Source organism: Enterobacter cloacae complex sp. 2024EL-00711, from assembly GCF_047529885.1.
Taxonomy (GTDB): Bacteria; Pseudomonadota; Gammaproteobacteria; order Enterobacterales; family Enterobacteriaceae; genus Enterobacter; species Enterobacter ludwigii.
The window spans coordinates 152,244-166,179 of the sequence record NZ_JBLIZC010000005.1 but is presented as its reverse complement, the minus strand read 5'-3'; the positions used below and the strand labels follow the sequence as shown (position 1 = coordinate 166,179).

At 56.4% G+C, this 13,936-nt stretch carries 13 protein-coding genes and 1 tRNA gene; 10 read left to right on the top strand and 4 right to left on the bottom strand.

What is annotated here, in order from left to right; translation table 11 throughout:
- The first annotated feature begins 44 nt into the window (after positions 1-44).
- Positions 45-572 carry a helix-turn-helix transcriptional regulator gene (locus ACMVME_RS15500; RefSeq protein ID WP_044857798.1) on the top strand — a complete coding sequence of 176 codons (528 nt, stop codon included), beginning with the start codon at positions 45-47 and terminating at the stop codon, positions 570-572.
- A gap of 54 nt (positions 573-626) precedes the next feature.
- Here the strand turns inward: ACMVME_RS15500 and ACMVME_RS15495 are convergent.
- Positions 627-702 (bottom strand) — tRNA-Phe (locus ACMVME_RS15495).
- A gap of 95 nt (positions 703-797) precedes the next feature.
- The gene (locus ACMVME_RS15490; protein ID WP_014171594.1) at positions 798-1,511 is read right to left on the bottom strand and encodes a DUF554 domain-containing protein; all 714 of its coding nucleotides are present in this window, start codon (positions 1,509-1,511) and stop codon (positions 798-800) included.
- A gap of 255 nt (positions 1,512-1,766) precedes the next feature.
- Between ACMVME_RS15490 and ACMVME_RS15485 the strand changes: the two genes are divergently transcribed.
- On the top strand, positions 1,767-3,902 hold the full coding sequence (locus ACMVME_RS15485) for an ornithine decarboxylase (RefSeq protein ID WP_041162848.1): 2,136 nt from the start codon (positions 1,767-1,769) through the stop codon (positions 3,900-3,902).
- Positions 3,903-3,952: 50 nt separating this feature from the next.
- On the opposite strand, the gene ACMVME_RS15480 is transcribed toward ACMVME_RS15485, so the two are convergent.
- Together ACMVME_RS15480 and ACMVME_RS15475 are read right to left on the bottom strand one after the other, a co-directional pair.
- The gene (locus tag ACMVME_RS15480; RefSeq protein WP_032680308.1) at positions 3,953-4,645 is read right to left on the bottom strand and encodes a response regulator; all 693 of its coding nucleotides are present in this window, start codon (positions 4,643-4,645) and stop codon (positions 3,953-3,955) included.
- Entirely contained in the window at positions 4,635-6,260 is a 1,626-nt protein-coding gene (locus tag ACMVME_RS15475; RefSeq protein ID WP_025203246.1) for a sensor histidine kinase, read from the bottom strand. The genes ACMVME_RS15480 and ACMVME_RS15475 overlap by 11 nt, the downstream gene beginning before the upstream one ends.
- Before the next feature lie 345 nt (positions 6,261-6,605).
- Here ACMVME_RS15475 and ACMVME_RS15470 point away from each other — a divergent pair, with 345 nt between their 5' ends.
- From ACMVME_RS15470 to citG, 8 genes are read left to right on the top strand one after another with little or no spacing between them, the layout of a single operon-like run.
- Positions 6,606-7,967: a 2-hydroxycarboxylate transporter family protein gene (locus tag ACMVME_RS15470; protein WP_014171589.1), complete on the top strand. Its 1,362-nt coding sequence runs from the start codon at positions 6,606-6,608 to the stop codon at positions 7,965-7,967.
- Between the two features lie 17 nt (positions 7,968-7,984).
- Complete coding sequence (locus ACMVME_RS15465; RefSeq protein ID WP_014171588.1) at positions 7,985-8,848, top strand: fumarylacetoacetate hydrolase family protein; 864 nt, start codon at positions 7,985-7,987, stop codon at positions 8,846-8,848.
- 10 nt (positions 8,849-8,858) lie between these two features.
- Positions 8,859-9,884, top strand: a complete 1,026-nt coding sequence (gene citC / locus ACMVME_RS15460; protein WP_014171587.1) for a [citrate (pro-3S)-lyase] ligase — start codon at positions 8,859-8,861, stop codon at positions 9,882-9,884.
- A 16-nt stretch (positions 9,885-9,900) separates the two neighbouring features.
- A complete protein-coding gene (gene citD, locus ACMVME_RS15455; protein WP_032680309.1) occupies positions 9,901-10,194 on the top strand; it encodes a citrate lyase acyl carrier protein in 294 nt (97 codons plus the stop codon).
- The gene (gene citE, locus ACMVME_RS15450; RefSeq protein ID WP_014171585.1) at positions 10,191-11,066 is read left to right on the top strand and encodes a citrate (pro-3S)-lyase subunit beta; all 876 of its coding nucleotides are present in this window, start codon (positions 10,191-10,193) and stop codon (positions 11,064-11,066) included. Before citD ends, citE begins: the two co-directional genes overlap by 4 nt.
- A 10-nt stretch (positions 11,067-11,076) precedes the next feature.
- Positions 11,077-12,594 (top strand): citrate lyase subunit alpha, encoded by a 1,518-nt coding sequence (gene citF, locus ACMVME_RS15445; protein ID WP_068795008.1) that lies wholly within the window; start codon positions 11,077-11,079, stop codon positions 12,592-12,594.
- 2 nt (positions 12,595-12,596) lie between these two features.
- Positions 12,597-13,136: a citrate lyase holo-[acyl-carrier protein] synthase gene (citX, locus tag ACMVME_RS15440; protein ID WP_032680312.1), complete on the top strand. Its 540-nt coding sequence runs from the start codon at positions 12,597-12,599 to the stop codon at positions 13,134-13,136.
- The gene (gene citG, locus ACMVME_RS15435; protein WP_020883684.1) at positions 13,114-13,923 is read left to right on the top strand and encodes a triphosphoribosyl-dephospho-CoA synthase CitG; all 810 of its coding nucleotides are present in this window, start codon (positions 13,114-13,116) and stop codon (positions 13,921-13,923) included. Before citX ends, citG begins: the two co-directional genes overlap by 23 nt.
- Positions 13,924-13,936 lie beyond the last annotated feature (13 nt).

The window sequence follows — 13,936 nt, the reverse complement described above, 5'->3', positions numbered from 1 at the left end:
CTTCAATAGTGTTAGTGACACAGGATCGCTACCTTGTCAGGGGGATGAGGATATTTTTTCCGGATATAATCCTGCTGGACTCCATTGACAGAAAGATATTTGATAACGGCGCAGATGAATATTCTGTATTGATTGATAGCCGTGCACCGCTGCGTTTATATGATTACCTGATACGCCATCCGGCCAGAACGAAAAAAACAATCTGCTGCGTTATGCTCGATATGCGGCATCGCGAGGAGAATCTGCTCAGCATGAAGTTGTTCATGAACACGTCGCTCACGGCACCCGATATGGCGTCGTTATTCAACCTGGTGCTCAACATGAAGGGCAAACGTCTGACAACAAAGTGGCTGCTGAACTTACGGCTGAGCACGCATGAAGCCATTATGCTGCGGTTGCTCAGGGCTGGCATGGCGATGGAAGAGGTGGCACAGGAACTGAATACGTCGATTAAAAGCCTCTACCGTAAACGGACCGCGCTCTCAGAACGGCTGGGGGCAGAGAACTTCAACGAGGCTTGTTTGTTTATCTTTAAAAATAAACTGCTGGATTCGGATGGGAACGATCCCTAGCTTTGCTTTACCCCAAAAGCAAAAACCCGCCACGAGGGCGGGTTTTCTGAAGAGTGGTGCCCGGACTCGGAATCGAACCAAGGACACGGGGATTTTCAATCCCCTGCTCTACCGACTGAGCTATCCGGGCAACGGGGCGCATTAAACCTGATATGCCCTCTGCCGTCAACGAAATTTGTTGTTTTCGTAACGGACTGCACACTCTCTCACCAGTTCGCCGTAAACTTAAGCAAAAAAGTGCGTCCAGAGCGCGGATAGCGGCATCGCAATCAACAACGCGGGCAGCATATTCACCACCGCAAACATCTTTATTCCGCATATCCGCAGCCCTGTCGCCAGCAGCAGCAGGCCACCGACGGCGGTGAAGTCGGCCATCATTGCCGGCGTGGTGAGAGGAAGGATCAGTGTGGCGCAGGTAGCGAGGGCCAGCTGGATAAGCAGCATGGGCACGCAAATCGCGGCGACGGCGATGCCGAGGGTCGTGGCGAAAATGGTGGCCGTGAAGAAATCAAGAAACGCCTTCGCAATCAATATGCTGGGGTCGCCAGTCATGCCTTCCTGCATTGAACCGAAAATGCCTGTGCCGCTGGCGCAAAAAAGAATAATTATCGCGACGTAGTTCTGAATAAACGACTCGTGAGTGCCGTTTTTCGCCTTGCCCGGGTGGGCAATCAGGTTTTTGGCTTTGCTGACCGCACTGTTAATACCCTTTTCCAGATAGCAGAACTCGCCAATGAGCGCGCCGAGCAGGGTAGCAAGCACCATCACCGGCAGGTTGGCGCACTTGATCACCAGTAAAATGCCGATACCTAACGAGGCCAGGCCGAATATTGAGGGCATGGAAGAGCGAATACGCTCCGGCAACCGCTGACTTAATACGGCGCCAAGTACGCCGCCCAGTAATACGGCACCGGCATTGATAAAGGGTCCGATAACCACCGTGAACTCCTGTTAGTTAATCATGGGTATTGCAGGATTATGACACGCCAGGGGCCTGTTAAGCTTAGGTTTAGGCGGGTTAACACATACTGATTGCTTCTTGCACCTCAAAATAAAAGGTGACATGATTGCGCGAAATTTCTCCTTCCTGTGTACGGAGCCGCCAATGATGATGTTGTCTGTCGCTGCGCGAACGCTCACCCGTATCGATATTATCTACTCCTGTCTCACCGTTCGGTGAGGGTAACTGCACTTATGAAAACCATGAAAATCGCCGTCAGCCGCGAGCTGGTCTCTACTGTGTCTACGCACCGCGAAAAGGTGACGCTGGATAACACTGATTTTACGGATGTGGCGGCAGTCGTCATTACCCCCGCGGAAAGTTGCAGCGGCATTCTGGCATTGCTTAAACGCACGGGCTTTCAGCTTCCGGTGTTTATTTACTCGCAAGAGCCGTCAGACGTTCCTGATGGCGCAACGGCAGTGATATCAGGTAAAGCTCAGGAGTTTCTGGAACTGGAGACGGCGGCCAGCCGGTATGAAGAGAATCTGTTGCCGCCATTTTTTGACACCCTGAGCCAGTACGTGGCGATGGGCAACAGTACTTTTGCCTGTCCGGGACACCAGCACGGTGCATTTTTTAAAAAACACCCTGCGGGACGGCAGTTCTATGAATTCTTCGGTGAGAACGTATTTCGCGCCGATATGTGCAATGCCGATGTGAAACTGGGCGATCTGCTGATCCACGAAGGCTCCGCCAAGCATGCCCAGAAGTTCGCAGCAAAAGTCTTTAATGCTGATAAAACCTACTTTGTGCTGAACGGCACTTCCGCTGCAAATAAGGTGGTCACCAATGCGCTGCTGACCCGCGGCGACCTGGTGCTGTTCGATCGCAACAACCATAAGTCCAACCACCACGGTGCGCTGATCCAGGCGGGTGCTACGCCGGTTTATCTCGAAGCAGCGCGTAACCCGTTTGGTTTTATTGGCGGGATTGACGCGCAGTGTTTTGACGACGCGTACCTGCGAAATCAGATCCGTGAAGTTGCGCCGGAAAAGGCCATGGAGAAACGCCCGTTTCGTCTGGCGATCATTCAGCTTGGTACCTACGATGGCACGATCTACAACGCCCGTCAGGTGATCGACAAGATCGGCCATCTTTGTGACTACATCCTGTTTGATTCGGCCTGGGTGGGCTACGAGCAGTTTATTCCGATGATGGCGGAAACCTCTCCGCTGTTACTGGATCTGAACGAGAACGATCCGGGCATTTTCGTGACGCAGTCGGTGCATAAACAGCAGGCCGGGTTCTCGCAGACTTCGCAGATCCATAAAAAGGATAATCACATTCGCGGCCAGGCGCGTTTCTGTCCGCACAAGCGCCTCAACAATGCGTTCATGCTCCATGCCTCGACCAGTCCGTTCTATCCGCTGTTTGCAGCTCTTGATGTGAACGCGAAAATCCATGAAGGGGAGAGCGGGCGCCGGCTTTGGGCGGAGTGTGTTGAGCTGGGCATTGAGGCCCGCAAGGCGATCATTGCCAACTGCCATATGATCAAACCGTTTATTCCGCCGATGGTGGCCGGGCGTCCGTGGCAGGATCATCCCACTCACGCCATCGCCAGCGAGCGCCGCTTCTTCAGCTTTGAGCCGGGGGCTAAATGGCACGGGTTTGAAGGCTATGCCAGCGAGCAGTATTTCGTCGATCCGTGCAAGCTGCTGCTGACCACGCCGGGTATTGATGCGGAAACCGGGGAATATACCGAGTTCGGCATTCCGGCGACCATTCTTGCGCACTACCTGCGTGAAAACGGCATTGTGCCGGAGAAGTGCGATCTCAACTCGATCCTCTTCCTGCTGACGCCTGCCGAAAGCAGTGAGAAGCTGGCGCAGCTGGTGGCAATGCTGGGTCAGTTTGAACAGCATATTGAAGACGATACGCCGCTTGCTGACGTCCTGCCAACCATCTACCAGAAATACCCGGTACGGTATCGCGATTACACCCTTCGCCAGCTCTGCCAGGAGATGCACGATCTCTACGTGAGCTTTGACGTGAAAGATCTGCAGAAGGCAATGTTCCGTAAAGAGAGTCTGCCAGAACGGGCGATGAATCCGCAGGATGCGAATCAGGCGTATATTCGCGGGAACGTGGAGTTGGTGCGCATCCGTGATGCCGGCGGACGCATTGCCGCCGAGGGCGCGCTGCCGTATCCCCCAGGCGTACTGTGCGTGGTGCCGGGTGAAATCTGGGGTGGGGCGGTACAGCGTTACTTCCTGGCGCTGGAGGAGGGCATCAACCTGCTGCCAGGTTTCTCGCCGGAACTGCAGGGCGTTTACAGCGAAAAGGATCCCGACGGGATTAAGCGACTGTACGGGTATGTATTGTCATAGTCGCCGTCATCCGTAATACTGGCCCTCTCCCCTAAAGAGAGGGTCAGGGCTCACACCGCACTTCTCTTATACATCCTCCGCGGATGCCCAATCTTCCCGTACAACATCTCTACGCTCAGAAACCCCGCCTCCACGCAGTGCTCCAGATAGCGTCGGGTGGTGGTTTTACTTAATCCTGTCTCCTGCACGACCTCGTCGACGGAAAAACAGTGTGTCGCCTTGTCGTTAAACAACGTCTGCACCCGTGCCAACGTATTCTCCTCAATGCCTTTGCTGCCGTTATCCAGACGGTAGTTTTTCGCCTGCAGCTGGTAGAGCGAGTCGACGTTCTGCTGGTCGACAATCTTCCAGACCCGCTGTTGTTCGGCAAACTGCACAAAGCGTTCAAGCGACTGGCTGAGGCGTTTCCAGGAGACCGGCTTCAGGATGTAATCAAAGGCGCCATTCCGGATGGCCTGGCTGCAGGTGTCCATGTCGCTGGCAGCAGTAATGAAAATCACCGAACAGTTGGCGCGGGTGAGCATGGGGTCATTGATCAGTGTGATCCCTTTACCGTCCGGCAAATAGTTATCCAGCAGCATAAGCTGCGGCTGCTTGCTTTCAAGCTGGACCTGGGCGGCAGCGAGAGACGAGGCGATCCCTACCAGCCTCAGGCGCGGATGTTTACCGATAAGTTCCGCGTGCAGTTGCGCCAGTTCGTTCTCGTCTTCAACAATCAATACGTCGATAAGTTCATGTTGCATAGTCGGTATCTTCCAGTTGCTGGGCGGGACGCCGGGCGGGAATAAACAGTGAGAAAATGGCGCCGCGCGGGGTGTTATCGGCAATTTCTATCGCGCCGCCAGCCTGCGTAACATAGCTTTCGATCAGATACAGGCCAATCCCGTGATCGCCGCGTGTTTTGGTGGTGATGCCGCGTTCAAATATCCTGTCACGGATCTCCGGTTTGATGCCAACGCCCTGGTCGGCCACTTCGATAATCAGCTCCTGCTCGCTCAGTTTGATCAGCACTTCGACCGGTGCATGGGGGAGCGGTGAGCGCTGCGTCGCTTCGATGGCGTTATCCAGCAGGTTGCCGATGATTGAGATCAGCTCTTCTTCAGCCAGCGACGGGAACGGCCTGTCCAGCCGGCAGGCCGGGTCAAAACTGAGCTCGACCCCTTTCTCCCGCGCGCGGGCGGCTTTACCCAGCAGCAGGCCACACAGGGTCGGGGAGCTGAAGCGGGAAGAGATAAAGTCCAGCAGCTCCTGAGCGTGTTCCGACTGCGCCTGAATATAGCCAATCGCCTCTTCATAGCGGCCCATGTGCAGCAGGCCGGACAGAGTGGTCATGCGGTTCAACTGCTCATGACGCATGATGCGCAGGTTATCGACATAGCGTTTAACCTGGCTGAGCTGGGCGCTAAGCGAGTCTATTTCATTCCGATCGCGGAAAGTGATCACCCAGCCCTGCAGCGAATCCTCAAGCATGATACGCACCCGGCTGGCAATCACCGTGAGGGTGTTAAAACGGCAAATTTCATCATGGGTATCTTTCGCCAGCATCGTCTGCGTTGAGAAGAACGGGACAGGGTCGATAACCTGGCTAATCAGCTGCCCGCGCAGTTCACGGGCTGGCTGGCTCAGGCCAAGCAGCTTGCGCGCCGCCTGGTTGATCACCTCAATGCGCAGCTCATCATCAATGGCGATCACCCCTTCATAGATAGACTCCATCATCGCCTTTTGCTGGCGCACCAGCAGGCCGATTTCCCGTGGCTCCAGGGAGAAGATCTGCTTCTTGATACTGCGGGTAAAGAACCAGGAGAAGATAAAGAGCGCAATCAACAGCAGCACGGCGGCCAGCAGAATATTGACCACTTTGCTGACGGTAATGGTATCAAGGTAGCTGGTGAGATAACCCACCGAGACAATCCCCACCACTTGCCCCGCATCGTTGAAGATGGGCGCTTTGCTGCGCAGCGAAATACCCAACCCCCCTTTGCGGATGGTGGTGGTGCTTTTTCCCTGCAGGACCTCCTCATTGTCTCCACCGATAAGCGTCTTGCCCACTCTGTCGGCAAAGACCGAATGAAAAAGATGCAGACCTTTATTATCCCCAATCACAATAAAGCTGGCATCACTGTGAGCGGCAATTTTCTGCATAAAATCATGGATGGCTTTGATATCTTTTTGTTCAACCTCATCACGTAATGAGGGAATAAGTGCGATCTCTTCCGCCTGTATTTTGGCACGTGCGCTCATTTCCTGATAAAGCTGCTTGCCGACATCGACGTAATAATATCCGCCCAGTAACGCAAAAAGTACTGAGAAAAAGGCGACCAGCGAAATAAACAGCTTAATCTGAAACGATACTTTCATAACTATCACGCGAGGTAGCAGCAAAGATTGCCAATATATCATCTTTTTTCGCGCGGATGCCCGGTTTGCCGAAAACTTGTGATCCCTTGCACAGCAGGCCCTGTAAAAGAATTTTCCGAATAGCCTATGCGCCTGAAGCCGTCTGGAGAAATGTTATTTGATTGTTCGTTTTAGAAAAGAAACCATAAAAACCACGGCAATAAATAAGGCGTAAATCACATTAAATAAAAGAAACCATTAAAACCATAGCTGCCATAAAAACTTCGCTTTTAATATGCCATCCCTCACATAAAGTAAGCCTTTGTGACTCTAAGCTGAACGCACAAAATAACTAAGGGGCTTATTATGAGCACAACTGACGATTCTTTCTCTGTTACCCACGACCCGATTGATATTCAGCGACCATCACTCAAAGAGCGCTGGTGGCATATTATGGATACGTGGAAAATCGGAATTATCCCTCTGCCACTGTTTGTCCTGGCCGGCGCGCTGATTGCCATTGATTGCCTCGGCGGCAAACTGCCCAGCGATATCGTGGTGATGGTCGCCACGCTCGCGTTCTTCGGTTTTGCCTGCGGTGAGTTTGGCAAGCGCCTGCCGATTGTCGGTAAACTCGGTGCGGCGGCGATTTGCGCCACCTTTATTCCTTCGGCACTGGTCTATTACGGTCTGCTGCCGGATGTGGTGGTAGAGTCCACCACGAAGTTCTACAAATCCACCAACATTCTGTATCTCTACATCTGCTGCATCATTGTCGGCAGCATCATGAGCATGAACCGCACCGTGCTGATTCAGGGCTTCCTGCGCATTTTCTTCCCGATGCTGTGCGGCGAAATTGTCGGCATGATTGTTGGCATGGGCGTAGGGATAGCGCTGGGCCTTGAGCCATTCCAGATCTTCTTCTTTATCATTCTGCCGATTATGGCGGGCGGTGTTGGGGAAGGGGCGATCCCGCTCTCCATCGGCTATGCCACCCTGCTGCATATGGACCAGGGCGTGGCGCTCGGTCGCGTTCTGCCTATGGTTATGCTCGGCGGCCTGACGGCAATCATCATCTCCGGCTGCCTCAATCAGCTCGGTAAACGTTACCCGCACCTGACCGGCGAAGGCCAGCTGATGCCTAACCGTGCGAATACCGATGAAACCACCGCACAGCCTGCGTTCTCCGGTAAAGCAGACGTCACAACGATCGCTTCTGGCGCACTGCTGGCCGTTCTGCTCTACATGCTGGGGATGCTCGGCCACAAGCTGATTGGCCTGCCTGCGCCGGTTGGCATGCTGTTTATGGCGGTGCTGGTCAAGCTTTGTAATGGTGCTTCTCCACGTCTGCTGGAAGGCTCTCAGGTGGTGTATAAATTCTTCCAGACGTCAGTAACCTACCCCATTCTCTTCGCCGTGGGCGTGGCCATTACCCCCTGGCATGAGCTGGTCGCCGCATTCACGCTGACCAACCTGCTGGTGATTGTCAGCACCGTCTCCGCGCTGGTGGCGACCGGTTTCTTCGTGGGCAAAAAGATTGGCATGCACCCGATTGATGTCGCCATCGTCTCCTGCTGCCAGAGCGGTCAGGGCGGTACCGGTGACGTGGCGATTCTGACCGCAGGCAACCGTATGAGCCTGATGCCCTTCGCCCAGATTGCTACCCGTATCGGCGGTGCGATTAACGTCTCCATCTCTCTGCTGATACTGGGCAACTTCCTCGTTTAAGTCTTCAGGAAAGAACAATGAAACTCGCAAGCTTTTTATACCAGGGAACACGCAGCTACGGCATCGTTCAGGCCGAAGGTGTGATTGATTTAGGTCGCCGTCTCGGCGACCGCTACAGCGACCTCAAAGCGCTGCTGCAGGGCAACGGGCTGGCTGAGGCCACCCGTTATCTCAACGACGCCGTGGATGTCCCTCTGAATGCCATCACCTTCTTACCGGTGATTGAGCAGCCGGAAAAAATCCTCTGCGTGGGCATGAACTACGCCGACAAACGCAAAGAGTTTGACCAGCACAACCCGGCGCCGACGCTGTTTGTCCGCTTCCCGGATTCGCAGACCGGCCACAACGAACCGGTGCTGAAGCCGCGTCACTCCAGTGAATTCGACTACGAAGGAGAGCTGGCGGTCATCATCGGCAAAGCCGGAGAGAACATCAGCCGTGATGAGGCGCTGCGCCATGTGGCAGGTTACAGCTGCTATATGGACGGCTCCGCCCGCGACTGGCAGCACACCTGGTTTACGGCAGGCAAGAACTGGCGTCAGACCGGAGCGTTTGGCCCGTGGATGGCGACAGCTGATGAGATCCCGGACCCGCACCAGCTGGCGATCCGCACCTGGCTTAACGGCCGTATGGTGCAGGAAGACAACACCAGCAGCATGATCCACAAGGTCGCGGAGCTTATCGAATACATCAGCACCTTTACCCGCCTCAGCCCGGGCGATGTGATCATCACCGGCTCCCCTGGCGGCGTGGGCAAAAAGCGCAACCCGCCGCTGTTCATGAAAGAGGGCGATCGCATTGAGGTGGAGATCGAGCATATCGGTCATCTGAGCAATGTGATCATGGAAGCGCCCGCCACCGGGCTTGCGGCAGCACACTGAGTAAAACGGCATGAACAGTCAACCCACTATCGATTTTCGCCACACCCTTGTGGCGAAACACCCGGAACGCTTAAGCCAGATCCGTTACCTGCTGGCAGACAGCGGCCTTGGCCTGGACAACGACATCACGCTGTTTGTCGAAGCCTGGTCCGGCACGCAGCTGGTGGGTTGTGCCGGGCTTGCCGCTAACGTCATCAAGTGCGTGGCGGTAAACGAGCAGCTTCGTGGGGAGAACCTCAGCGCACGGTTGCTGGCAGAGGTGGAAAACGCGGCGCTGGAGCGCGGCCATTTTCACCTCTTCCTCTGCACCCGTCCGTGCAACAAGGAGCGCTTTGGCCGCAGCGGCTTCTGGCCGATTGCCCAGAGCGGGAACAACGCGGTGCTGATGGAGAACACCCCGCAGGGGATCCAGCGCTACTGCCGCGCGCTCAAGTGTCAGCGCAAGGCCGGGAAGAAGATTGGCGCGATCGTGATGAATGCGAATCCGTTTACCCTCGGCCACCGGCATCTGGTCGAGCAGGCCGCGGGGCAGTGCGATGCGCTGCATCTGTTTGTGGTGCGCGAGGATGCCTCGTTCTTCCCGTTCAGCGCCCGGCTAGAGATGGTACGGGCGGGCGTGGCGCATCTGCCGAACGTGATTGTGCATGAAGGATCGCAGTACATCATCTCCCGCGCCACGTTCCCGGCCTACTTCCTGAAAGAGACCGGCAAAGTACAGCAGGCGTGGAGCGAAATCGATGTGCTGATCTTCCGGGACTTCATCGCCCCGGCGCTGGGTATTACGCATCGCTTTATCGGTTCGGAGCCGTTTTGCGATATCACCCGTCAATACAACCAGACGCTGCACGACCTGCTGGCCTCGCAGATTGACGTGGTGGAAATGCCGCGCATCAAGGTCACCGGCAACGCTATTTCCGCGTCGGAAGTCCGCCGCTTGCTTAAGACACAGCAGTTTTCCCGGATCCGGGAGATTGTCCCGGACTCCACCTTCGCGCACCTCGAAACGCATTACCGTGCGAGTGCGGAAGTCGCATAACTATCAGGAATTTATCATGAAAATTGTAAGGGAGGCGCTGGCCGGTACGCAGGAGTCCAGCGACCTGATGGTAAAAATTGCCCCCGCTCAGGGTGAGCTGGAAATTATCATCCACAGTGAAGTGATTAAGCAGTTTGGCGAACATATTCGCCAGGTCGTTAACGACACATTGCGCGCCATGAACGTGCACCAGGGATTAATTATTGTTGAAGACAAAGGGGCGCTGGACTGTGTGATCCGCGCCCGCCTGCAAAGCGCGCTCCTGCGCGCGGCCGATGAGCCGACACTCAACTGGGAAGCGCTGAAATGAGCAAACTCCGCCGCAGTATGCTGTTCCTGCCGGGCGCAAACGCCGCCATGCTCTCTACGGCATTTATCTACCGCCCGGACTCCATCATGTTTGACCTTGAAGACGCCGTCGCCCTGCGCGAGAAGGATACCGCGCGCATGCTGGTGTTTCATGCCCTGCAGCACCCGATGTATCAGGATATCGAAACCGTGGTGCGCATTAACCCGCTGAGCACGCCGTTTGGCTTGCTGGATCTGGAAGCCGCCGTGCGGGCAGGGGTGGACGTGATTCGATTGCCGAAAACCGACACCCCAGAGGATATCGATGAGCTGGAAGGGCATCTGGCGCGTATCGAGCGTGAATGCGGGCGCGAGCCGGGCTCGACCCGCGTCATGGCGGCTATTGAATCGGCGATTGGAGTGATTAACGCCGTGGCCATTGCCCGCAGTTCTCCGCGCTTAATTGGGATCGCGCTGGCCGCCTTTGACTATGTGATGGACATGCAGACGGAACGCGGGGATGGCACTGAGCTATTTTATGCCCGCTGTGCCGTGCTGCACGCCGCCCGCGCCGCGGGTATCGACGCTTTCGACGTGGTGTGGTCGGACGTTAACGATGAAGCTGGCTTCCTGCGCGAGGTCGATTTGATCCGCAAGATGGGCTTTAACGGTAAATCGCTGATTAACCCACGTCAGATTGACCTGTTACATAACGCCTATGCCCCAACCCAGCAGGAAGTGGATCACGCGAAACGGGTGATTGAAGCGGCAGAAGAGGGGGAGCGTAACGGCCTGGGCGTCGTGTCGCTCAACGGCAAAATGGTCGATGCCCCTATTATTAACCACGCGCAGATGGTGCTGGAACGCGCGGCGGCCTCCGGCGTGCGTCGTTAAGGATTACACAATGAATCAGACAGAACTTCTCCATGTGAATTTCCCCCATCTGCGGGACTTAAAACCGTTTGAGGCCGCCCACAGCGCAACGCCATGGCTGAACAGCCCTGACGAAAAACACACCCGTAAGCTCTGTGCTTCGGTCGAAGAGGCGGTGTTACGCAGCGGGTTACAGGACGGGATGACCGTCTCCTTCCACCATGCGTTTCGCGAAGGCGACCGGGTGATCAATACCGTCGTGGCGCTGCTTGCGCGTATGGGCTTTAAAAACCTGACGCTGGCTTCCAGCTCGCTGATGACCTGTAACGACGCGCTGATCGAACACATCGAAAGCGGTGTTATCACCCGGATTTATACCTCCGGTATGCGGGGCAAGCTGGCGGACGCTATCTCACACGGGTTGATGGCCGAGCCGGTACAAATTCACTCCCACGGCGGGCGCGTGAAGCTGTTGCAGGACGGTGAGCTGAATATCGACGTGGCGTTTCTTGGCGTGCCGTGCAGCGATGAATTTGGCAACGCCAACGGCACGCACGGGAAATCGTGCTGCGGCTCGCTTGGCTATGCAATGGTGGATGCGCATTTCGCCCGTAAGGTGGTGCTGCTGACCGAAGCGCTGGTGCCGTTCCCGAATATGCCCGCCAGCCTGGTGCAGGATCAGGTGGATTACATTGTGCAGGTGGAGAGCGTGGGTGACCCGGCGAAAATCAGCGTCGGTGCGGCTCGCGTGACCAGTAATCCGCGTGAGCTGATGATTGCCCGCTACGCGGCGGATGTGATTGAACATTCAGGCTATTTCAAACCCGGTTTTTCCATGCAGACCGGCTCCGGTGCGGCGGCTACCGCCTGTACCCGCTTTATGGAGGAGAAAATGGAGCGCAGCGGCGTGAAGGCGCGCTTCGCGCTCGGGGGCATTACCGGCAGCCTGGTGGATCTGCACGAGAAAGGCCTGATCGAAAAGCTGCTTGATACCCAGTGTTTCGACGGCCAGGCCGCGGCCTCGCTGGCACGAAATCCGAATCATGTGGAGATCTCCACCAACGTTTATGCCAACCCCGGCAGCAAGGCAGCAAGCTGCGACCAGCTTGATGTGGTGATCCTCAGCGCCCTGGAAATTGACGTCGATTTTAACGTCAATGTTATTACCGGCTCTGACGGCGTAATGCGTGGGGCATCCGGCGGACATTGTGATGTGGCCGCGGCGGCGAACCTGACCATCGTGGTCGCCCCCCTGCTGCGTAGCCGTATTCCAACCGTCGTGAAGCGGGTGACCACCCGGCTGACGCCCGGGGAGAGCATCGACGTGCTGGTTACCGATCACGGCATCGCGGTTAACCCGGCACGCCCGGAAATCCGCGAACGACTGCTTGCCGCAGGTCTCAACGTTGTCGATATCAACGCGCTTTTCGAGCGGGCGATATCACTGACCGGCGTACCAAAACCCATTGAGTTTACCGACAAAATCGTCGGTGTGATCCGCTACCGCGACGGCAACGTCATCGACACCGTTCGACAGGTGAAGGAGTAATGATGACTGTAGCGACACCCGTGCGGGCGGGTGTCAGCCTGGAGGAGCTGCTGGCGGCGAAAGAGCGCCGTGCAGCACGCCAGACTGACTGGCTCACGCACTATCAACAACCGGTGATTTCTCTCACGCTCGTCACCCCCGGGGAGATCAAAGACAGCCTGCGCTATCGCAATACGATGGGCGTGGCATTGCAGATGTGCGACCAGCTGCTGTGGGAAAACCGCTGGCAGGTGCTGGACCGCCAGGTGCTGTGGCTGCCCACCGGGCCAGAAGCAATCTGGTGCGTGGCGCATCCGGCGGCGGAAATCAAAGCGCACTGTACGGATCTGGAGCAGACTCACCCGCTCGGCAGGCTGTGGGATTTGGATGTGATCTGCCCGGCACAGGGGCATGTGGGGCGCCAGTCTTTAGGGGCACACCTCCGGCGCTGTCTGGTATGTGATGAGCCTGCCCACGCCTGTTCCCGTTCGCGTAAGCATCCTGTAGAGCAGGTGGTGGCTCGCGTGGAGAAGATGATCGATGACTGGTTTGCTCGCGACTAACCCGCAGCCATGCGATGTGCCAGGGCTCGCCGAAGAGGCGTTATGGCAGGAGCTGGCGTTGACGCCCAAGCCGGGTCTGGTGGATAAGCTCAACAACGGTGCACACCGCGATATGGACCATGCGCTGTTTGCCCGCAGTATTGCGGCCATCACCCCGTGGTTTGCGCGCTTTGCAGAGCTGGGTCATACCCATGCGGATAAACCCGCGGCGGAACAAATACGGATCATTCGCCCGATGGGCATTGCCTGTGAACAGGCAATGTACGCTGCAACATGCGGGGTGAACACGCATAAAGGCGGCATTTTTGCCCTCGGTTTGCTGTGCTTTGCCGCCGGACGTGTGAAACACGCCACGGCTGAGAGCCTCTGTAGTGAGGTGAGTCACCTCTGTCGCGGGCTGGTGGCGCGTGAGCTGGCGGCGCGCAGTGGACAGGCGACGGCAGGGGAGCGGCAGTTTCAGCAGTATGGTTTAACCGGCGCGCGGGGCGAAGCGGAAAGCGGTTTTGCTACGGTGCGTGCAGCGCTGGCGCAATGGAACGGGCACGCGCTGCATGACCTGCTGCTGCGCCTGATGGCGATGAATCAGGACAGTAACCTGGTGTCGCGCGGTGGTATGGAAGGGCTGCGCTATGTGCAGGGTTATGCGCGGGCATTACTGACGCGTGGCTGGGATCGTGATGCATTAATACAGATGGACAATGCGCTCATTGAACGGAATTTAAGCCCGGGGGGCAGTGCGGATTTATTGTCGGTAGGATGGGTGCTGGCGAAATTACCCCTCTCCTGAAAGGAGAGGGGAT